Origin of the sequence: Exiguobacterium sp. s70 (genome assembly GCF_018618315.1) — a bacterium.
GTDB classification, from domain to species: domain Bacteria; phylum Bacillota; class Bacilli; order Exiguobacteriales; family Exiguobacteriaceae; genus Exiguobacterium; species Exiguobacterium chiriqhucha.
The window spans coordinates 91,663-112,476 of record NZ_JACSLV010000003.1 but is presented as its reverse complement, the minus strand read 5'-3'; the positions used below and the strand labels follow the sequence as shown (position 1 = coordinate 112,476).

General features: G+C 53.3%; 24 protein-coding genes and 1 riboswitch. Of the genes, 12 read left to right on the top strand and 12 right to left on the bottom strand.

The window, feature by feature from the left end; translation table 11 throughout:
• Positions 1–112: 112 nt before the first annotated feature.
• Both KNP84_RS09015 and KNP84_RS09010 read left to right on the top strand, forming a co-directional pair.
• On the top strand, positions 113–433 hold the full coding sequence (locus tag KNP84_RS09015) for a PadR family transcriptional regulator (RefSeq protein ID WP_021068067.1): 321 nt from the start codon (positions 113–115) through the stop codon (positions 431–433).
• Entirely contained in the window at positions 430–1,455 is a 1,026-nt protein-coding gene (locus KNP84_RS09010; RefSeq protein ID WP_021068068.1) for a DUF4097 family beta strand repeat-containing protein, read from the top strand. Before KNP84_RS09015 ends, KNP84_RS09010 begins: the two co-directional genes overlap by 4 nt.
• Positions 1,456–1,503: 48 nt before the next feature.
• Here the strand turns inward: KNP84_RS09010 and KNP84_RS09005 are convergent, their stop codons facing one another.
• From KNP84_RS09005 to KNP84_RS08990, 4 genes are all read right to left on the bottom strand, one after another.
• Complete coding sequence (locus KNP84_RS09005; protein WP_215114649.1) at positions 1,504–2,199, bottom strand: LutC/YkgG family protein; 696 nt, start codon at positions 2,197–2,199, stop codon at positions 1,504–1,506.
• On the bottom strand, positions 2,196–3,599 hold the full coding sequence (locus KNP84_RS09000; protein ID WP_483299380.1) for a LutB/LldF family L-lactate oxidation iron-sulfur protein: 1,404 nt from the start codon (positions 3,597–3,599) through the stop codon (positions 2,196–2,198). The genes KNP84_RS09005 and KNP84_RS09000 overlap by 4 nt, the downstream gene beginning before the upstream one ends.
• A 2-nt stretch (positions 3,600–3,601) precedes the next feature.
• Positions 3,602–4,339 (bottom strand): (Fe-S)-binding protein, encoded by a 738-nt coding sequence (locus tag KNP84_RS08995; protein ID WP_029596292.1) that lies wholly within the window; start codon positions 4,337–4,339, stop codon positions 3,602–3,604.
• Between the two features lie 238 nt (positions 4,340–4,577).
• Positions 4,578–5,867, bottom strand: a complete 1,290-nt coding sequence (locus KNP84_RS08990; RefSeq protein WP_131434651.1) for an NCS2 family permease — start codon at positions 5,865–5,867, stop codon at positions 4,578–4,580.
• A gap of 236 nt (positions 5,868–6,103) precedes the next feature.
• On the opposite strand from KNP84_RS08990, the gene KNP84_RS08985 reads away from it, so the two are divergent.
• The 5 genes from KNP84_RS08985 to KNP84_RS08965 all read left to right on the top strand — a co-directional run bounded on the left by KNP84_RS08985 (position 6,104) and on the right by KNP84_RS08965 (position 8,915).
• On the top strand, positions 6,104–6,337 hold the full coding sequence (locus KNP84_RS08985; protein ID WP_131471640.1) for a hypothetical protein: 234 nt from the start codon (positions 6,104–6,106) through the stop codon (positions 6,335–6,337).
• Between the two features lie 11 nt (positions 6,338–6,348).
• A complete protein-coding gene (locus tag KNP84_RS08980; protein ID WP_214801566.1) occupies positions 6,349–7,308 on the top strand; it encodes a LacI family DNA-binding transcriptional regulator in 960 nt (319 codons plus the stop codon).
• Positions 7,309–7,375: 67 nt separating this feature from the next.
• On the top strand, positions 7,376–7,657 hold the full coding sequence (locus tag KNP84_RS08975) for a HesB/YadR/YfhF family protein (RefSeq protein ID WP_021068075.1): 282 nt from the start codon (positions 7,376–7,378) through the stop codon (positions 7,655–7,657).
• A 94-nt stretch (positions 7,658–7,751) separates the two neighbouring features.
• On the top strand, positions 7,752–7,889 hold the full coding sequence (locus tag KNP84_RS08970) for a hypothetical protein (protein ID WP_021068076.1): 138 nt from the start codon (positions 7,752–7,754) through the stop codon (positions 7,887–7,889).
• A gap of 96 nt (positions 7,890–7,985) precedes the next feature.
• Entirely contained in the window at positions 7,986–8,915 is a 930-nt protein-coding gene (locus tag KNP84_RS08965; protein WP_021068077.1) for a manganese-dependent inorganic pyrophosphatase, read from the top strand.
• Between the two features lie 57 nt (positions 8,916–8,972).
• Here the strand turns inward: KNP84_RS08965 and KNP84_RS08960 are convergent, their stop codons facing one another.
• The 7 genes from KNP84_RS08960 to KNP84_RS08930 all read right to left on the bottom strand — a co-directional run bounded on the left by KNP84_RS08960 (position 8,973) and on the right by KNP84_RS08930 (position 15,477).
• Entirely contained in the window at positions 8,973–9,398 is a 426-nt protein-coding gene (locus tag KNP84_RS08960; protein ID WP_215114647.1) for a GNAT family N-acetyltransferase, read from the bottom strand.
• A gap of 24 nt (positions 9,399–9,422) precedes the next feature.
• The gene (locus tag KNP84_RS08955) at positions 9,423–10,214 is read right to left on the bottom strand and encodes an ABC transporter permease (RefSeq protein WP_021068079.1); all 792 of its coding nucleotides are present in this window, start codon (positions 10,212–10,214) and stop codon (positions 9,423–9,425) included.
• Positions 10,211–11,005: an ABC transporter permease gene (locus tag KNP84_RS08950; protein ID WP_215114646.1), complete on the bottom strand. Its 795-nt coding sequence runs from the start codon at positions 11,003–11,005 to the stop codon at positions 10,211–10,213. Before KNP84_RS08950 ends, KNP84_RS08955 begins: the two co-directional genes overlap by 4 nt.
• Positions 11,002–12,006 carry an ABC transporter ATP-binding protein gene (locus KNP84_RS08945; protein ID WP_215114645.1) on the bottom strand — a complete coding sequence of 335 codons (1,005 nt, stop codon included), beginning with the start codon at positions 12,004–12,006 and terminating at the stop codon, positions 11,002–11,004. Before KNP84_RS08945 ends, KNP84_RS08950 begins: the two co-directional genes overlap by 4 nt.
• A 108-nt stretch (positions 12,007–12,114) precedes the next feature.
• Positions 12,115–13,233, bottom strand: coding sequence for a DUF418 domain-containing protein (locus tag KNP84_RS08940; protein WP_215114644.1), 1,119 nt, complete (start codon positions 13,231–13,233; stop codon positions 12,115–12,117).
• A 21-nt stretch (positions 13,234–13,254) separates the two neighbouring features.
• Positions 13,255–14,808 (bottom strand): ABC-F family ATP-binding cassette domain-containing protein, encoded by a 1,554-nt coding sequence (locus KNP84_RS08935; protein WP_021068083.1) that lies wholly within the window; start codon positions 14,806–14,808, stop codon positions 13,255–13,257.
• Positions 14,809–14,868: 60 nt separating this feature from the next.
• The gene (locus tag KNP84_RS08930; protein ID WP_215114643.1) at positions 14,869–15,477 is read right to left on the bottom strand and encodes an NAD(P)-dependent oxidoreductase; all 609 of its coding nucleotides are present in this window, start codon (positions 15,475–15,477) and stop codon (positions 14,869–14,871) included.
• A 131-nt stretch (positions 15,478–15,608) separates the two neighbouring features.
• A riboswitch (purine riboswitch) is annotated at positions 15,609–15,710 on the top strand.
• 77 nt (positions 15,711–15,787) lie between these two features.
• Here KNP84_RS08930 and KNP84_RS08925 point away from each other — a divergent pair.
• From KNP84_RS08925 to KNP84_RS08910, 4 genes are read left to right on the top strand one after another with little or no spacing between them, the layout of a single operon-like run.
• On the top strand, positions 15,788–16,369 hold the full coding sequence (locus KNP84_RS08925; RefSeq protein WP_021068085.1) for a xanthine phosphoribosyltransferase: 582 nt from the start codon (positions 15,788–15,790) through the stop codon (positions 16,367–16,369).
• A complete protein-coding gene (locus tag KNP84_RS08920; RefSeq protein ID WP_215114642.1) occupies positions 16,366–17,670 on the top strand; it encodes a nucleobase:cation symporter-2 family protein in 1,305 nt (434 codons plus the stop codon). The genes KNP84_RS08925 and KNP84_RS08920 overlap by 4 nt, the downstream gene beginning before the upstream one ends.
• A gap of 34 nt (positions 17,671–17,704) precedes the next feature.
• Positions 17,705–18,352 (top strand): NAD(P)H-binding protein, encoded by a 648-nt coding sequence (locus tag KNP84_RS08915; protein ID WP_021068087.1) that lies wholly within the window; start codon positions 17,705–17,707, stop codon positions 18,350–18,352.
• Positions 18,349–18,741 carry an RDD family protein gene (locus tag KNP84_RS08910; RefSeq protein ID WP_029596281.1) on the top strand — a complete coding sequence of 131 codons (393 nt, stop codon included), beginning with the start codon at positions 18,349–18,351 and terminating at the stop codon, positions 18,739–18,741. Before KNP84_RS08915 ends, KNP84_RS08910 begins: the two co-directional genes overlap by 4 nt.
• 21 nt (positions 18,742–18,762) lie before the next feature.
• On the opposite strand, the gene KNP84_RS08905 is transcribed toward KNP84_RS08910, so the two are convergent.
• Positions 18,763–20,028 (bottom strand): purine/pyrimidine permease, encoded by a 1,266-nt coding sequence (locus KNP84_RS08905; protein ID WP_029596280.1) that lies wholly within the window; start codon positions 20,026–20,028, stop codon positions 18,763–18,765.
• Positions 20,029–20,103: 75 nt separating this feature from the next.
• On the opposite strand from KNP84_RS08905, the gene KNP84_RS08900 reads away from it, so the two are divergent.
• Positions 20,104–20,808, top strand: coding sequence for an alpha/beta family hydrolase (locus tag KNP84_RS08900; protein ID WP_214756396.1), 705 nt, complete (start codon positions 20,104–20,106; stop codon positions 20,806–20,808).
• Positions 20,809–20,814 lie beyond the last annotated feature (6 nt).

Here is a 20,814-nt window from a genome sequence, read left to right as displayed (position 1 = left end):
TTTAAACCAGTTGTTTCCACCAATCAAGAAATAAGCGGAAATTTAACTATTATCTATTGAATAATAGTGAATGATGAGCTATTGTTTAATATATAGTAGAGGAGGCGAGGAAATGAATCCTCAGTTCAAGAAAGGCGTGCTCAATTTGTGCGTGCTCGCGCTCGTCGAGACGCATGACCGTTACGGATACGAGCTCGTGCAAGCCATCTCGGCAAAAGTCGCCATCTCGGAAGGGGCCGTCTATCCGCTCCTGCGGCGACTCACCTCGGACGGGTATTTCACAACGTACTTAAAGGAGTCGGCAGAAGGACCACCGCGAAAGTACTACACGATCACAGAGCAGGGGAAAGCTCATTTGGCAGAACTACGTGCGGAATGGGAAGCGTTCACGACCGGTGTCAACGAATTGATTGAAGGGGGAACGGACAAATGACAGAAGAACAGTATTTATTGGAACTCGAACGGTTACTGATGGGCATGAGCGTCATCGAGCGGGTCGATATTTTACGGGATGTGTCGGAATACTTTGCGAGCGGACGGGTTGACGGGAAGACAGATGCGGCGATGATTGAAGAACTCGGGGCGCCAAGCGCGCTCGCGAGCGAGTTGCTCGAATCAAACGAGCTCTCGTCTGAGGTACGCAAAGAACCGGCCGTTGTCAAAAGCCAGAACGTGGCGTTTCGCAACGTCTCGATTAACGTCCTGCAAGCGCACGTCCAAGTCGTGCCGTCTCATGACGGCTTTGCCTACGCCACGCTCGAGACGGAACGAGACCACGGGGTGACGATGGAGATTGTCGGGGACACCCTGGAGATTCGAATCGAATCAGAGCGCCGGTTTGGTCTGTCGAACTTGTTCGCCTGGGCGGTGACCAAGGCACCGGTATTACACGTCGAGTTACCACGCCATGCATATGAGCAAGTCGTCTTGAAAAATCGTCTCGGCTCCTGTGACGTGCGCAATCTCGAGGCCGCATCGGTCGAAGTTGAGAGTGAGAACGGGAGCATCACGGCCCATACTGTTAGCGCCAAGCGAGGCTCGTTCCGCTCTTCGAACGGGAAAGTCAGTCTCACGTCGATGACAGGGCAGGACCTTGACGCGCAATCGTCGAACGGACGCGTGGAAGTGCTTGGCTCGACTGTGGATCGTCTCGAGGTTCAGTCGTCGAACGGCCGTCTCGATATCCATGACGTGACAGGGGCAGTCGAGGCGAAGACATCGAACGGACGCATCGACTGTGTCATAGATGTGCTCGAGCATCCGGTCCGTCTGAAAACGAACAACGGACGCATCGATGTGCGTCTGAAGCGAGATCCGCGTGACGCCGTCATCCGGGCCAAGACGAGAAACGGCAAAGTCGAACTGTTCGGCGACCGGGCGAACGAGCGGACGTTCGGGGACGGGACGGTCGAACTCAAACTGACGAGCTCGAACGGGAGCATCACCGTCGAATAAGCATGAAAAAGACTCGCGCGTGAGCTATTCACGCGCGAGTCTTTTTGTTTACAGATCGTGGACAAGCAAGTAGGCGACACGGACCGGTCCGTGCACCCCAACAATCAAATTCATCTCGATATCGGCCGAGTTCGATGGACCTGAGATGAAGTTGACCCCGTTCGGCGAGTTGAGCTCACCGGAGCGGTCGAGGTCGGCTAGTTGTTTGGCCGCCTGCGTCATCCGCGGGACGAGCACCGATTTCGGGATGATGGCGATATGGTCGCGCGGCAATAGGCTGATTGTACGTGACTTGCCGGGTGCTGCGTATTGAACGATGGTTGCACTCTCGGCGAGGGCCTGGTCGGCAATCGTGATGCCGATATCGGCTTTTATGGCGAGGGAACGGCTGTCTTCCGGTCGCTCCACATCCCACCAGTCAAACGATTCGCTCGTGTTTGGGGCCCACGCCTGAATCCGGTCGTCATGTTCAGCGATGATGGCTTTCCCTTCATACCGATCAATTAACAGACGGAGCGTATCATCGAGGTTGGCCGACTCGCATTCAACGACGTCGGTGTGGATGCGCGTCGCGACCATACGGAACGTCTCGAGCAGTTCCTCGTCTGACGCGTCTTTCAACACCTCGTCTTGCGGCCGGTACTTGTATACTCGTTTCGGCGGCGTCAAGTCGACGTCACGTCCGAGTTGCCCCGCGATCCGTTTTAGAAAATCCTCGCGATTGGTGATTGTGCCTGGATTCATTCTGCATTCCCCCGTTTCTTGAACCAATCCCGCACCGTCTGTTTAGCCGGTTGCGGTAAGTCTTTCGAATCCGTCCATGCCGGTAACCCTTTATCGATTTGTCCCGCTTTCGTGAACGGCGACGACGCATAAGGGGCGATGTGTTCGGCCGCTTCAAATAAGAACGGACTTGAGGACGTGACGGCGAAGCCTTTCATGGCGATGCGCTCGACGAACGGTGATTGTTTCTTCTCTTCGACGATCACCCGGCGATGCTCAATCAACAGCTCGTGAAGCGGGATTTTGACCGGACAGGCTTCCGTACAGGCACCGCATAGGCTCGAGGCGTATGGCAATTCTTTATAATTCTCGTATCCATCGAGGAGCGGGGCGAGCACGGCACCGATCGGGCCCGGATAAATCGAGCCGTAGGCGTGACCACCGATATGGCGGTAGACTGGGCATACATTGATACAGGCCGCACAGCGGATGCATTGGAGCACAGACTGGAACTGTGTGCCGAGGATACCAGAGCGTTTGTTGTCGACGATGACGAGATGGAACTCCTCTGGTCCATCGACTTCGCCGTGACCGCGCGTGCCAGCGAACGTCGTGATGTACGAGGTGAGTCGTTGACCGACGGCGCTCCGACATAGCATATTGACGAGCACCTCGAACTCTTCATACGATGGCACGATCCGTTCCATGCCCATGACCGAGATGACCGTGTCCGGAAGCGACGTCACCATGCGACCGTTCCCTTCGTTCGTCACGAGCCCGACGGCACCGCTCTCGGCGATGGCGAAGTTACAGCCCGTGATGCCGACTTCTGCTTTCAAAAAGTCTTTCCGCAACTCACGGCGAGCATAACGCCCGAGCTCGGTCGGGTCGTTCGATCCTTCATAGCCGTGGGCCGTGAACGTCTCGTGGACGGCGTTTCGGTCTTTGTGCAAGGCCGGGGCGACGATGTGCGACGGTGGATCGTTGTCGAGCTGCAGAATCCATTCCCCGAGATCGGACTCGACGACCGTGCATCCTTCCTCATGGAGCGCCTCATTCAACTCGATTTCTTCTGTTACCATCGATTTCGATTTGACGATGTGCTTGGCATTCTTGGCGCGAACGACTTCCCGGATGTAACGGTTCGCTTCTTCCGGCGTCTCGGCGAAAAAGACGTTGCCGCCCCGTTTGGAGATATTCTCGCTCAATTGATACAAGTAATAGTCAAGATGTTCGAGCACATGTTGGCGAATCTCTTCCGAATGGTCCCGAAACGCTTCCCAATCCCCAAGCTCACCTGCCGCGTTCAGCCTTCCGTCACGTAATCGGTTCTGGGCCGAACTTACGGCTTGGCGCATGAATGGATTATCAATCCCGTCTTTGCGTCGATCTTGAAACTTCTCATCTAACCGAATCCCCATGCTCATGCTTGTTTCACCCCTTCGTTCAACACTTCCGCGATATGCATCACTTTGATCGGATGACCTTGTTTATGCAGGCGTCCCCCGATATTCATCAAACACGAGGCGTCCGCCCCGATGAGCACCTCGGCCCCCGAGTTCAAGATCGATTCAACTTTCTCATCGACCATCTGCACCGAGACATCTGGCATCTTGACGGAGAATGTCCCCCCGAAGCCGCAACAGTTGTGGACATTGTCGAGCGGGAGCATCGTCAAGCCGTCGACATTTTTGAGCAACTGCCCCGGTGCGGCCTCGATGCCGAGCAGGCGCGTCATGTGGCACGAGGCGTGGTACGTCGCCTTGGCGGAGAACTTGGCCCCGACGTCCGTCACTTCGAGCACGTCGACGATGAACTGCGTCAATTCGAACGTCTTCGCCGCATGGGCCTCGGCCCGCATCTTCCAAGCCAGGTCATCTTTGAACAAGTGCGGATAGTCGCGCATCATCATGACACATGAACCGGACGGGCCGACGATATAATCGGCATCGGCCTTCTCGAACGTCTCAATCATATGCTTCGCAATCTTCTTCGTCTCTTCATGGTAGCCGCTGTTATAGGCGGGCTGACCGCAACACGTCTGCTCAAACGGGAAACTGACGTCACAACCTAGATGTTCTAATAGTTCGACCGTCGCTTGTCCTACCGATGGGAACAACGTATCAGAGAGACAAGTGACGAACAGTGCCACTTTAGGCATGTCCATTCCTTCTTTCCTGTTCATAGTTTTATTCGTAAACGGTTTCACAGTTATTATTCCATAACAAATAGCCACAAAACAGAAAAATGGGACGAATCTCTCAAATAAATGTAAAATCCTACCTAATTGAGAACTAAATGATAATGAATCAAGATTCAGGCTAGAACTGATATACGACAGTGTTCCCGTGCTGAATAACAGAAAAACCCTCGTTGGTCGACGAGGGTTCGAATTTAACTTATAAGAAAAACATTTCCAAGATGAATAGCGCGCCGAACAAGTAGATGAGCGGGTGGACCGTCTCTTTGTTCATCGCTTTAAAGATTGGGTACAGGATGAATCCGAAGGCAATCCCGCGTTCGATACTGCCCGAGAGCGGCATAATCAGAATCGTCATGAACGCCGGGAAGTATTCGCTGAAGTCCGTCCAGTCGATATAGCGGACGTTCGTCAACATGAGTGCTCCGACGATGATGAGCGCCGGCGCCGTGATGGCGGCGACACCAGAGATGGCACCGATGAGCGGGCTGAAGAACAAAGTCAGTCCGAACAAACCGGCTACGACCGCTGTCGTGAGACCGGTCCGTCCGCCTTGGGCGACACCGGCAGCTGATTCAATGTAGGCCGTCGATGGGCTCGTCCCGACGAGCGAGCCACCCATCGTCGCGAGCGAGTCGGCGAACAAGGCGCGGTGACCGTTCTCAATCGTCCCATCCTCTTTCAACAGGTTGGCCTGTTTTCCGACACCGACGAGTGTTCCCGTCGTATCGAATAACGTGACGAGGAAGAATGACAAGACGGCACCGAACAAGCCGTATTGGATGACGTCTGAGAACGCCGTGAGCGGATTGACCATCAGTCCTTCCGGCAATGTCGGCATCGCCGTCACGCCTTCAATCTTCAAGAGACCCATGAAATAGGCGGCGATTCCGGTAAGTACCATCCCGATGAGGAGCGACCCTGGGACGTTCCGAGAGAACAAGAGCGCCGAGACAATCAAGCCACCGAGGACGAGCAAGACACTCGGCGATGACAAGTCCCCGAGCCGGACAAGGTTCGCCTCATCCGCAACGATGAGACCTGACAACTTCAATCCGAGCGAGGCGATGAACAACCCGATACCGGTCGTGATGGCATGCTTGAGTGACGCCGGGATGGCTTGAATCAGTTTCGTCCGAATCGGTGACAGCGACAAAATCAAGAAGAAGACTGATGAGACGAAGACGACGCCGAGCGCAGCGGACGGCGTGATCTGTTGCTGGGCGACGAGTGTATACGCGAAGAATGCGTTCAGTCCCATCCCTGGTGCAACGGCGATTGGGAGGTTGGCGTAGAACGCCATGAGTCCGGTACCAATCAAGATGGCGATGATGGTCGCCGTGAACGCTTGTGCGAACGGGATGCCGGCATCTGACAGAATCGCAGGGTTGACGACGGAGATGTATGCCATCGTCACGAACGTTGTGATGCCGGCCATCACTTCTTGTTTAACGTTCGTCCCATGTTGTTTCAATTGAAAAAAGTTCATGAATAAAACTCCCTATCATTAGTAATTTCCGAACAATAATGTTCGTCAATCTTCGAATTAACGTTATCAACTTGATGACTATACAAAATGAGCTGGCTGTCGTCAATGATTTTGAGTGAAAATACCTAAAATATTCTCATGTAAGCGCTGAATGTTCGGAAATAGACAAAATAAAAATAGTACTTGCTCTGAAACGCGTTTCAGACTGTACGGTTAAGTCAAAGGAGGGAAAGCTCATGAATCCGACAACGTGGAAGACATGGTGTAGTGGGATCGTCTACGAACTCGTCATCAATCAGTTGTATACGCCGCTCGGAAGAATGTTGTGCGCCCGTTTCCAAGACGAGTTTCTTCATCTACCCGTCGAAGAACGGTTTCGTCTCGTCCAAGCCATCCGGAAACAAGTGATTGCGAAAGGTGACAGTCAGGAGTCAGAGTGGGTACACTATATGCAAAGACTGACAGATTGAGGTGAAGCGGAATGGCGAACATCCGAGATATCGCGAAATATGCGGACGTATCCGTGACGACGGTATCGCGCGTGCTCAATGAGCATCCGTATGTGTCGAAAGAGAAGCGGGAACGGGTGCGACGGGCGATGGCCGAACTTGGCTATTTACGGAATCAGCAGGCGCTGACGTTATCGACCGGTCGCACACAGCGTTTCGTCGTCGTGTTGCCGTATTTGGATCATCCGTATTATGGACTGTTCGTCAACGGGCTCGCGAAAGCTGCCCTCCAAAGAGATTATCGACTCGTCATGTGGCAGACAGAATATCAACTCGACCAAGAGCGGCAAGCGCTTGATTTATTGAAGCACCGTGAAGTCGATGGGGCGATTCTGTTATCCCATACGATGTCATTCGATGAGATGGAAACGTATAGACAGTTTGGTCCGATTGCGGTCGCGACCGTCGGAGCGCCGCAGACGATTTCTTCGGTCCACGTCGATCATTACACCGCGTTCGTCGCCGGTTTGCGCGTGTTGGCGCAAGCGGGATATGCCGAAATCGGCATCGTGTTGTCAAGACAAGACAGTCCAAGCTCGATCGCGCGTCAGCAAGCGTACTTCGATGAAGTCGAACTTGCGCGTGAGCGGTGGGTCTGGACCGGTTACTTGACGAGCGAGGACGGAATCGGACTGGCCGATGCGTTTCTGCGTCAACAAGAGCGTCCTCGAGCGCTCTTTTTCTCGTCGGATTATGTGGCGCTCGGTTTTTTAGGGGAATTACGCCGTCGCGGTGTCAGCATCCCCGATGAAGTCGCCATCCTGGGCTTCGATGGTCATCCGATCGGTCAGGCGTTCGGTCTGTCGACGATGTACTCGCCAAATGAAGACATCGGACGGACGTTGTTCGATGTGACGTTCGAGGAGATGAGCGGTGGGGCTTCAGTCACAAATAGTTTAACCGTCACGTATTTGCCGGGTACGACCCTTTAAGCAACTTCCTCGCTCGGTTTTTCTGAAACGATTAGAATGGAGACAGAAGTCGAGAGGAGGATGACAGATGAAGATTAACGTGACAGAAGAAGCACTCCAATTTTTTAAAGATGAGATGGAGGTCGAGGCAGGCCAGACGGTGCGTTTATTCGCTAAATATGGGGGTTCGACCGATTTGACGCACGGTTTCTCAGTGGGGGTCATCACAGAAGATATCGACAACGCGGCGGTCGAAACGGAAGCGGACGGGATTCGCTTCGTCGTGGCTGAACAGGATGAGTGGTTATTCCAAGGACAAGACGTCAACGTCGAGATTCGAGGCGACGAGGTCGTCTTCGTTCAAGCGTGACATCACAGTTTGTTAACAGAAAGAATACATCCGTTTGAAGCCATCCAGCTCGGGGAACAGTCTACGACATGACAAAACCGAAAGGATGAGACAGATGTCAGAACAAGATAAAAAGCGTGAACAAGAAGAACAAGAGAAGTTGAAACGAGACCAACCGGATATTTCGCACGAAGAAGATTCAAAAGGGGATCATTCGGACCTCGAAGAGACGGACGAAGACGAACAAGCGTAAAGAGCCCCTAGTGGCTCTTTTTGTTTGGGAATTGAAAGAATGAGTATAGACGTTATAATGGATAAGGGAAAACTATCATAGTGAGGAGAATGTATGATGAGTACAGTACTAGTCTTTGGACATAAAAATCCAGATACGGATACGATTTGCTCGGCGCTCGCTTACGCGGAGCTCAAGAAAAAGTTAGGGATGGACGCCGAGGCAATCCGCCTCGGTGAAGTGAACGGGGAGACGCAATATGCGCTCGACCACTTCCGCGTCAAGGCACCACGCCTCGTGGAACGCGTCTCAGACGAAGTGAACTCGGTCATCTTGGTCGACCATAACGAGTTCCAACAAAGTGCGGAAGACATCGCAGACGTGCGCATCCTTGAAGTCGTCGATCACCACCGTATCGCCAACTTCCAAACAGCAGATGCCCTCTACTATCGGGCGGAGCCGGTCGGATGCACGGCGACGATTTTGCTCAAACTCTATAAAGAGCACGGTGTCGAAATCGCGCCTGACATGGCAGGATTGATGCTATCGGCGATCATCTCGGACTCGCTCTTGTTCAAGTCACCGACATGCACGGACGAGGATATCAAAGCGGCAAAAGAACTCGCAGCTATCTCAGGTACAGACATCGAGACATACGGTCTTGAGATGTTGAAAGCTGGAGCTGACCTTAGCCAAAAGACAATTCCAGAACTCATCTCGCTCGACGCGAAAGAGTTTGCGATGGGTGACTACCGCATTGAGATTGCTCAAGTGAACACGGTCGACGCGAACGATGTGTTGAGCCGTAAAGCTGAAGTCGAAGCGGCAATGGCCGTGAAGATGTTAGACAAAGAACTCGATTTGTTTGTCTTCGCCATCACGAACATCTTGACGAACGATTCGGAGGCACTCGTTGTCGGTAAGAAGACGGATCTATTCGAGCAGGCGTTCAACGTCAAATTGGTCGATGGTCTTGCGACACTCCCTGGTGTCGTCTCACGTAAAAAGCAAATCGTACCGGTGCTCACAGCAGCGGCGACGAACTAAGAAACGATAAAGGCTCGAAGCAGATTGATCTGCTTCGAGCCTTTTTTTGATGATCGATTAGACAGTTAGCGATTTTTTCAAGTAATACTGCTGGTGCTCCGGTGTCGGATGGCCGTGAATCACACCGACGACCTCATAGCCGAGGGCGATGTAAAATTCCGGTGCCTGAAAACTGAACGTATCGAGTTGAATCAGTCTGCAGGCTTGGTCGATGGCCAATTGTTCGATGTCACGCATCAATTGTTTTCCGTATCCTAACCCGCGAACGCTCGCATCGAGCCATAAAAAGTTGACGTGCAGCGTCTGCCAAAAGATGGTTCCCGTCACACCACCGACGATGTCTTCATCCTCATTTCTCATAATGAAGCTGACTTGTTGGACGGGGTGTTTGATTTCTTCGGGAAGTTGAGCTGAATTGTATTCGATTAATCGCTGCCGAATCCATTCACTATCTTCCTGATTCCACTGTTTCGTGATGTTCATGTCATGATTCCTTTCTCCATGGAGTTATGACCCTGTACTGGCGAACGACCGAAGCCCGAACAGCCAAAATCGATAGGCGAGGATGAGACTGAACGCAGCCACGAACGGTGTTGCCAGTGCGAACAGTGTGAAGCCGCGACCCTCGAAAAAGTACATGGCCGGATAGAACGCGGTGAATCCAAACGGAATCACATACGTCAACACGAACATGATGACTTTCGAGTAAATCGTCATGGGATAGCGGGCGAAATCACTCAAGCTGAAGACAGCGAAGACGACAGGCAAACTGTCAATCATCCAAAACGAGAACGTCGCGAAGAACAGATTGACGGCGATATAAATCATGCCGCTCGCGAGCACCATGACAAGCAAAACGAGATAATCAATGACATTCCACACCATGCCGAGCTCGTTCGAGGCGAGCCAGAGGACGCTTCCGCCAATCAACAGCTGACCAAAGCCGTCTTGTTGCACACGCTCGGCGATGATTTGAAAGAGCGGATTGACCGGGCGCATGAGAATCCGGTCCAAGTTTCCCGTCCGAATGTACTGCCAGCCAATCGTCCATAAGTTATCGAAGAAGATGTGGTGGATGGCCCGGCCTAGAAAGGCGATGCCGTAGATGAATAAGATTTCATAAAAGCCCCAGCCATTCAGTGACTCGATATGACGAAACACGATCGATAAAAAGAAGAGGGCGGCGAACTGTTGACCAAAGACGGACAAGACCCCAATCAAGAAGTCCATCCGATATTCCATCATCACTTTGAAATGATTTTTGGCATATAACCAATATAGTTTTGCGTATCGTTTCATCCTCCGAACACCGTCACTTTCCGAACCGCATAGGCGAACAACAGACGCACGAAGATGAAGAACGCCGCGACCCATCCGAGTTGGATGAGGATGGATGGCCAAATGCCGGATGCAGTGATTTCACCCGTATAGATGGCGACCGGGACATAGACGAGCGATGCGAACGGCAAGTAGAGGCTGACCGTTTGAAACCAGTCCGGGAAGAGCGTCAACGGCACGAGTGCGCCCGACATGATAGTGATGACGGCTTCCTGTAGGACGGACAGCCCCCAAACGTTGACCGTGTAAAATGATAACACCCCGACAAGCAGATCGATTAACGTCGCGAGCAGGACGGCGAGCACGACACTGACGGCGAAAGCGGACGCGGCCTCCATCGATGTCGGCGAATCGACACCGATGAACACCATCGCGATGACGAGGAGCGGCAACGTCGCCCGAAAGAACGTCGATGTCTTGGCACCGAGGTCTTGGGCGAGCAATTTATCGAGCAAGTGATACGGACGCAACAACTCGATGGCGACACCACCATGTTTAATCAGATGGGCGAGCTCACGGCCGGCACTGCCGCGAAATTGGTCTAGCATCGTCGCGAGGATGGCATACGTCAACATCGTCGAGAGCGCAATCCCCGAGACGTCTGTCTTATTCTCATAGACGGCCTGCCAAAAGAAATAAAGGATGAACAAGCGCATCGTCACTGAGAACATACTGGCCCAATACCAAGCGGCATACGCCATGTCGACTTTGATTTGTGATACGGCGAGCGCGATATATTTTCGTAGTCTCATGCGCTCACCCCGGTCTTATACAAGTTCCGGATGAGCGCCTCCATTTTCGGCACGACGACGGACAGGTCTTTCACTTGATTGCAGTTGACGATTTCACGAATCAGTTGTCCGCTCGAGATCTCGTGGTGGTTGAAGGCGAGCTGAATCGTCTCATCCTCTGTCTCGAGTCGCATGACGCTTCCTGTCACAGCCGGAGGCAACTCGAACGTGCTTCCTTCGTCGAGTGTGATTTCGAGCGTACGCTCGTTATTGAACGTCTGCTTGAGGGTCTCGATGCGGTCGTCATAGATGATTCGCCCCTCATCGAGCACGACGACCCGGTCACACACTTCCTCGATGTCTTGCATGTCATGCGTCGTTAAGATGACGGTCGTTCCCCAAGCATCGCTAATCTCACGGATGAACGCCCGAATCGTCTCTTTGATGTCGATATCGAGACCGATTGTCGGTTCGTCCAAATAGACGACGCGCGGGCGATGTAAGAAGGCGGCGGCGAGCTCGCAGCGCATCTTTTGTCCGAGCGATAACTGGCGGACCGGGACGTCGAGCAATGGTTCAAGTTGCAACCGTTCGATGAACCAGGCGACCGTCTCTTGAAATTCGTCACGCGGTACTTCATAAATCTCGCAAAGCAAGTCGAATGATTCGCGGACCGGGATGTCCCAGAACAGCTGCGTCCGCTGACCGAACACGGCCCCGATTTGCCGAGCGTTTTTGACCCGTTCTTCATGCGGGTCGATTCCATAGACGTGGACCGAGCCGGCATCAGGACGCAATACACCCGCTAACATTTTAATCGTCGTCGATTTACCGGCGCCGTTGAAGCCGATATAGCCGACGCGTTCACCAGGCGCAATCGAGAGGTCGATGCCTTTGACGGCCTCTTTGATGCGATATTTCCGCGTGAAGAGCGCCTTGATTGCGCCTTTTAGCCCGGCATCGCGTTCCATGATTTTGTATTGTTTGACGAGGCCTTTCACCTCGATGGCTAACTGTGACATACGTTCCTCCTTGTTTATGCAAGCGTTTTCCTCAATTAGGATAGCATGAGTTTCTGGGATTTCCTACCTGCATAAAAAAAGACCGGACAAGAAAGTCCGGTCTGATGATTATTTAGCCTGTGTACCATACGTTCCAATGCGCCATAGTTTCTCGAACGGGCCGTATCGATGCGATTTGAGCCACCACATCGAGAAGAACGCCTGGGCAATCAAAATCGCGATACTTAAGAACAATCCTTCCGTCAACGACAGGCGACCGTAGTAGCCGAGAGCGATGACCGGCAGGACGACGACGAGCGTGTGCGTCAAATAGTTCGTCAGCGCCATACGGCCGAGCGCCTGCAGCGGACGGAATGCACGTCCGTTGCGAACGGCGATCGTGAACAGACAGACGTACACAGTCGCAAGCAGTTTGCCCGAGATGAGGACGGCGGCTGAGTTTGTCGAACCGTATGCCGCGCCGTCTCCGTAGTGATGCCAAATAATGACTGCGAAGAACGGTAGGGCTGCTATCATACAGATGATGGCCGTCCGTGTCAATCCTCGGATGCTCCACGTGAGGAGTTTCCGTTCCCGTCCGATATAAAGTCCGAACAAGAACAGGCTGAAGATTTCAAAACCGGCGAACAACGAGTTGACGAACATATCGAAGATTTCAGTTTCCAAGCGATAGTCGAACCAAGGTCCGAATCCAGAATTGAATGCAGTCGGGAATGGTCCTGCAATAGACGTATACCCTAATGCCCATTCCAGATAGATTGATGAGCCATAAAACAATACAAAGCTTGTGATCAACAAACCCCATGCCCACGTTAAAATCGCCCGGTTGCTTAATCCATAAAACAACGGGAGCAACAAGCCCCACATCGCATACGTATGTAAGATGTCACCCGACCAAATGGCCAGGTGAGCGAGTCCGAATAGAAACAAGATGACGATGCGGCGGATATAACGGCCGACCGAATCCCCGCGCGCATACGAGCGCTCGAGGAAAATCGAGAAGCCGATTCCGAATAAGAGCGAGAAAATCGTGTAAAACTTCGTCTGGATGAACAAATCGAACAGCGTCCGGACGAAGAGGTCGCTTCCCTCATACATCGGATTACCGAAAATCCAGTCGCTCCCGAGCATGCTTGGGATGTTGACGAGGAAGATGCCGCATAGGGCAAACCCTCGAATGATATCATACAGAACGATGCGTTCGTTTACTTGAATCGGGCCAGCCATACGCCACTTCCTCTACACGGATTAGAATACTTTTGTCGTCCACGATTCACAGTTCCAGACGTCGGTGACGATGTCTTGATAGAACTCCGGTTCGTGACTGATGAGTAGGATACTGCCTTTATATTCTTTCAACGCGCGCTTCAACTCTTCCTTCGCGTCGACGTCCAAGTGATTCGTCGGCTCATCGAGGAGGAGCAAGTTCGATTCGTTGTTTTGGAGCTTACAGAGACGGACTTTCGCCTTCTCTCCACCACTGAGGACCGCGATTTTACTCTCGATATGCTTCGTCATGAGACCGCATTTCGCGAGCATGGCACGGACTTGTTGCTGGTTGAGTGATGGGAACTCGCTCCAAATCTCTTCGATACATGTGTTGTTGCTGACGGCCGCTTCTTGTTCGAAGTACCCGATCTCCAAGAACTCACCGCGTTCGACGGTTCCTTCAAGCGGGTTGATCATGCCGAGAAGACTCTTCAACAGCGTCGTTTTCCCGATCCCGTTCGCACCGACGAGGGCGATCTTCTGACCGCGCTCCATTTGGAGGTCGAGCGGGCGTGAGAGCGGCTCGTCATAACCGATGACGAGATTTTTGGCGTCAAAGATGAGACGACCTGACGTGCGTGCCTGCAAGAACCGGAACTCTGGTTTTGGACGTTCCGCACTCAATTCGATGACGTCCATCTTATCGAGTTTCTTCTGGCGCGACATCGCCATGTTCCGTGTTGAGACGCGTGCCTTGTTGCGGGCGACGAAGTCTTTCAAGTCGGCGATTTCTGCCTGCTGGCGTTTATAAGCCGATTCAAGCTGCGAGCGTTTCATCTCGTACACTTCCATGAACTTGTCGTAGTCCCCGACATAGCGTGACAAGTCTTGGTTCTCCATATGGTAGACCAAGTTGATGACGCTGTTTAAGAACGGGATATCGTGCGAAATCAAGATGAAGGCGTTGTCGTAGTTCTGGAGATAACGCTTCAACCACTCGATGTGGGCCTCGTCCAAATAGTTGGTCGGCTCATCGAGGAGAAGGATGTCCGGCTTCTCAAGAAGCAATTTCGCGAGCAATACTTTCGTCCGCTGACCACCTGAGAGGTCCGTGACGTCACGGTCGAGTCCGACATCTAAAATACCGAGACCGCGTGCGACTTCTTCGACTTTCGCGTCGATGATATAGAAGTCGTTCGAATCGAGCATTTCCTGCAGTTCGCCGACTTCGGCGAGCATGTCGTCCATCTGTTCAGGCGTTGCATCGCCCATTTCCATGTAGAGCTCACCGATTCGTGTTTCGGTGTCAATCAAGTATTGGAATGCGCTCTTTAACACGTCCCGAATCGTCATCCCACGCTCGAGGACAGCGTGCTGGTCGAGGTAACCGACACGGACGTTTTTCGCCCACTCGATTTTGCCTTCGTCCGGTTGGAGCTTACGTGTGATGATGTTCATGAACGTTGATTTTCCTTCACCGTTCGCTCCGATGAGGCCGATGTGTTCGCCTTTCAATAGACGGAAAGACACGTCGTTCAAAATGGCGCGGTCACCGAAACCGTGGCTCAAGTTTTGTACTGTTAATATACTCATATTTCTTATTCGTTCCCTTCAAAGTTGACTATCCGATATTGTAGCATGGATTCAAAAAAATTAGTACGCCAGTCCGACTGATTGGCGGATGAAGAGTTGTTCTTCAACGGCGTTCAGCATGAACTGGGCGACATCGGCTCGTGAAATCTGTTTTCCGTTGTCTGGAATGCTGTCGATAGACGTTCGATACACCGAGGTCCGGGGACCGTCCGTCAGTTGCATCGGCCGCACGATCGTGTAATCGAACGACGAGTTGCGCCACAAATCGACCGCGGCCCGGTGATCACGGAGCGGCTTCCGGAGCATGAACGTCACGACCGTACCAGCGATTCCGGGAATCTCTTTGTCGATTCCGGCAGAAGCGAGATAGACGACCCGGTTGATGGCGTTCGCTTTCAGCGCCGGGACGAGTGCGTCGGTGACGCGGGCCAAGAAGTCAGTGTCGCTCAAGTCAGTCCCGAGACAGCTGATGACGGCATCATGACCAGCGAGGGCGTCTGTCAGTGCGGCACTGTCCGTGACATCGCCTTCGATGATTTCAAGTTGCGGGGTCCGGATGAGTTTTTTCTGTTCCCGCACGAAGGCGGTCACATGGTGGCCATGCTCGATGGCCTGGTCGACAAACTGATGACCGGTCCGGCCGGTGGCACCTAAAACGAATAGCTTCATAATGGATGTGGCTCCTCTCGTTTTTCCAGTATCTTTAGTATACAGCAGTTTCAGAAAAATCGAACTTTTAGCCGTCTTTTCCAAAACGGGTTGCAATTTATAAAATATCGTCTAGAATAAGTCCTATCTTATATAAATAAAAGATTCGCACTCGTATATCCGTGAGAATATGGCTCACAAGTCTCTACCGAACCACCGTAAATGGTTCGACTACGGGTGACGCTTGTCGTGTGCATTCGTTTTGTTTCCATGCGGTTCGTCGTCCCCGGGTTGGGGTGACGAATCGCATTTTTTTATTGGAGGGAAAACAATGAAGCAGTTAGAAGACAAAATCAGAGATGAAGGGCAAGCGTTGTCCGAACACGTATTGAAAGTCGATGCCTTCTTGAACCATCAAGTCGATCCTGTCTTGATGCAGGCGATTGGTCGTGAGTTCGCAGACCGGTTCCGTGACGCGGGAATTGACCGCATCGTCACATTGGAATCGAGTGGAATCGCTCCGGCCATGATGACGGCGCTTGAGATGAACATCCCGTTCGTTTTCGCACGTAAACGTAAATCACTCACGCTCCAAGACGATCTCGTTGAAGCGGACGTTTATTCGTTCACGAAACAAGAGACGAACCGCATCAGTTTGAGCCGACGCTTCGTCCAACCCGGGGAGCGCGTGCTCGTCATCGATGACTTCCTTGCCAACGGGGAAGCCGCTCTCGGTTTGACGCAGCTCGTCGAATCCGCCGGGGCGGTCGTCGCCGGTGTCGGCATCGTCATCGAGAAGTCGTTCCAACCGGGACGGGACAAGTTGCTCGAACGAGGCTATCAAGTTGAGTCACTCGCCCGAATTGCAAAGCTTGAAGCGGGTGAGATTTCCTTCGTGGAGGTGGTCCGATGAATACGTTTAAGACAGCCAGCCTTGGTTTCCAACACTTACTTGCCATGTACACGGGCGCGGCCATTGTCCCGCTCATCGTCGGTGGCGCCATCGGACTCGGTCCGACGGAACTCGCGTATCTCGTCGCAATCGATTTGTTCATGTGTGGTGTCGCGACGCTGTTACAAGTCTGGACGACTCGTTTCACCGGTGTCGGTCTGCCAGTCGTACTCGGTTGTACGTTCACCGCGGTCGGTCCGATGATTGCCATCGGTAGTTCGAGCGGCATCACCGCCATCTATGGGGCACTCATCGCGAGCGGAATCATTGTCATCTTAATTTCAGGCTTTGTCGGGAAACTGGCTCGCTTCTTCCCGCCGGTCGTGCTCGGCTCGGTCGTGACGATTATCGGTCTCTCGCTCATCCCAGTCGCTGTCAATGATATCGGCGGTGGGACGCCAGGTGAGCCTGGCTTCGCTTCGATGCAAAATTTGGCGCTCGGTGGCTTGACCATCGGTTTGATTCTCGTCTTGAACCGAATCGGTACCGTGTTCACACGGGCGGCCGCAGTCTTGTTCGCGGTCTTGATTGGCACAGGGGTCGCCGCGTTCCTCGGTCTCGTCGATTTCAGCCCGGTCCGTGAGGCCGGTTGGTTCCAAATGGTACAACCGTTCTACTTCGGGATGCCGACGTTTGACGTCTCGGCCATCCTCGTCATGACGCTCGTGGCCATCATCTCGATGATTGAATCGACCGGTGTCTTCTTAGCATTGAGCGATATCACGAAAAAACCGATTGGCTCGAACGAGTTGACGAAAGGGTATCGGGCCGAGGGTGTGGCAACGATTCTCGGAGGGATTTTCAACAGCTTCCCGTACACGACGTTCAGTCAAAACGTCGGTCTCGTCCAATTGTCAGGCGTCAAATCACGTCGCGTCATCTTCTGGACGAGCGGTCTGTTGATTTTGCTGGGCTTCTTGCCGAAAGTCGCGACGTTCACGACATTGATCCCGAAACCGGTTCTCGGCGGGGCGATGCTCGTCATGTTCGGCACGGTCGCCGCGTCAGGGATTCGGATTTTGAGCCAAGTCGATTTTGCGAAAAATGAGAACTTGATTACAATCGCCTTGTCGATCGGTGTCGGACTTGGCATCACGGCCAACCCGGCCATCGTCGCAAATATGCCGGAAGCGGTGCAGTTGTTCACGGACAGTGCCATCGTCGCCGGATCGTTCACTGCCTTGTTATTGAACGGGTTCTTCCGACTCGTCGACCGGTTCCGTCCGGCCGAGGTCGTTGCCGATAACCGGCAAGTCAGCTAGACTGAAAGGAACTACGTAACTAGGGGGAACAAGCATGGGGAAAACTGCACTTGTCGTTGGCGCCACCGGATTGATTGGACGCGAACTCGTCGAACAGTTGCTCGAACAAGAACGGTATGATCAAGTCTGGATAATCGTCCGCCGCTCGAAACGATGGAGTCATCCGAAACTGCATGAAGTCGTCGGGTTCGAAGGAATGGACGAGGCGTTGCCGCACATTGATGATGTCTACTGCGCACTTGGGACGACGATTGCCGTCGCCGGTTCACGTCAGGCGTTCAAACATGTCGATCTCGACTTGCCGCTTGAAGTGGCACGTGTCGCGAAACGACACGGGGCGACACGTTACGCCGTCGTCTCGGCGCAAGGCGCGTCACTTCGGTCACCTTTCTTCTACAACCGGGTGAAAGGGGAGCTCGAGAACGGGCTCAAAGTGTTTGGCTTCGAACACTTGATTATCGCCCGTCCGTCGCTCTTGCTCGGAGATCGCGAGGAGTTCCGTCTCGGCGAGAAAGCAGCCGAGGTCGTCAGCCGTCCGCTCCAACCGTTATTGCTCGATAAATTACCAGATGCTGCACCGATTCAAGCGCTCCATGTGGCGCGCGCGTTGATTATGGCCGCGGAAGAAGGACAAGGCATCGAAGTATTGACGTCTGGCATGATGCAGAGGATGAGCCAATGAACCCATTAACGAAGAAACGGACCAAAGCCGTCTTGATTGACGGTGTCATTGCCGGATTGCTAAGTTTTGGTGTCGAGCAGCTCGTCCGCAAGAAAGTGAAGAGCGAGTTCGTCCACGTCGTCATCACGCCGACACTCATCGCCTACGCGCTCGAGGCATGTCAGATGCGCCGTGGCGGACAGACGCTCGGGTATAAGCTGATGGGTCTCGAGTTGAAAAATGACGATGGGACACCGGTGACGGCCGAGCAAGCGTTCAAACGGGCGCTTCACCGCGACACGATCTCGATTGCCGCCTACGTCAAGGACCGCGCACACTTCGAGGCCGAAGACGGTGCCGTCTTGCCGCACGACGCTGCGTTCCATATGCACGTAACCGAAAAAAACTGACCTCACACGAGGTCAGTTTTTTTAGTCTTTGATACGGCTGAGGATGGCTGTCGTCAAGGCGACGATTGTTCCGAGGACGAGTCCGTTCGAGAACACGGTCGCCAAGAGCGGCGGCAAATCGTTCATCGCCCCAGGTGGGAGCAACATCGCGCCGGCCCCAATCACAAGTGGAAGACCGACAGTGAGTGACGCCGTCTTTTGGTTCAATTCGAACGCTGCCTCGTTAATTCCGATGATAATCATCGTCGCGATGAGCGGGGTGACGATGGCGTATCCGACGGCGGCTGGGATGCTCGCAATCAGCGAGACGAACGGACCGATGAGGGCGAGCACCATCATCACAGCATGGGCCACGAGATGGGGTGAGCGATGGACGCTCTCCGTCGAGGATAAGAAACCAGCCGTTCCAGAGATGGCGACCGGTCCGGGTGTCCCAAACATGCCCGCCACCATTTGACTGATCCCACTGACGACACCAGACGCCGGGACGTTGCCTTCGATTTGACGCTTCTCACGTGAGCTGACGATGCGTTCAATCAATTTGATATTGGCAAGGACGTTCGTCATGAGAAGGAGCGTGATGACGAATGCAGTCGGAAGTAAGTTCCAATCCCACACCCACGTTCCGAACGGGAACAGTTCAGGCACGAGGAAAAATGACTCGGAACGGACAATCGGGTTGCCGAGTCCGAGCAAGTTGAACAACCAAAATCCGGCGATGAGCGTCATGACGAGTCCATACTGTTTGAACCGGCTCCGCTCGAGCGTGAGCGCGAACAACACGAGACCGGCCGTCGCGACGGCTTGAACGATATTAATGCCGTCCTCGGTCACGCCAAAGCCGCCTTTGATGACGGCACCCGACAGTTGCAGGACGAGCAGAATCATATAGACCCCGAGCACTTGTGGGGTGAACAACGACAGCATCCGTCGCAACAGGCCGGTGACAGTCATGACGACACCGAGCACACCACTTAAGAACAACATGAAACCGAGCGCTTGGAGCGTCTCTTGTCCGCTCCCATAAAGTGCTGGACCGATGGAGGCATAGAGTGTGAACACGCCCCACCAAATCCCGGCTGGTCCTTCTAAGATTGGCAGGCGGTGGCCGAGAAGCGTCTGGATGATGCTGAAGAGTGCGAAGACGAACAGTGAACGTGAGATGAACGTCATCGTCTCGCCTGGCGACAGTTCAAATAGGGCAGCGATCGAGAGCGGTGGTACAATGTTTGTAGCTAAAATAAAAATAAACCACTGAATCGTCGTGGTTACAGAACTTTTGGTCATGGTGTCCCCCTGGTATTTCCCTTTTTTAATACTAGTGTACCGTGACGGGGAAGTGGATGCAAATGGAGGTATATAATGAAGAAAAAACTGAAGTGGATTGGCCTCGGCCTATTAGGAGTCATCTTGGTCGCCATCATCGGCTTCCTCGTGTGGACGCAACTGACGTACGGACCGACGGAAGAAGCGCGCGGTTACGCGGCTGAGGCGACGAAAGTGGACAATCGACTCGAGTTCGGGCAGACGGACAGCGAGGTTGGGTTCATCCTGTATCCTGGGGCGAAAGTCGAGAAAGAGGCGTACGCTTACTATGGCACCAGACTGGCAGAGGAAGGTGTCTTCGTCGCCATCCCATCGTTGCGCTTGAATCTCGGGATAGCAGATATCGATGCTGCGGAGACGATTATCGCCGCCCATCCAGACATCGAACGTTGGGTCGTCGGCGGGCATTCACTCGGCGGCTCGGCGGCGTCCGGCTATGCGCTCGAACACGAGGAGCAAGTCGAGGGGGTCATCTTCCTCGCCTCGTATCCGATCAGTTCGATGGCGGACAGCGATTTACGTGTCTTGTCCGTCTCCGGGGAGATTGACGGTCTGGCCACACCGGCTGATATCGAGGCGAGCCGTGACAACGTCCCGGATGACGCCGTCTTCCATCAAATCAAAGACGGCAATCACGCCAACTTCGGGATGTACGGCCCGCAGGACGGAGATAACGATAGCCCGCTCAGCGCCAAACAACAACTCGACGAGACGATTGATCAAATCTTGGATTGGTTATGAAAACAG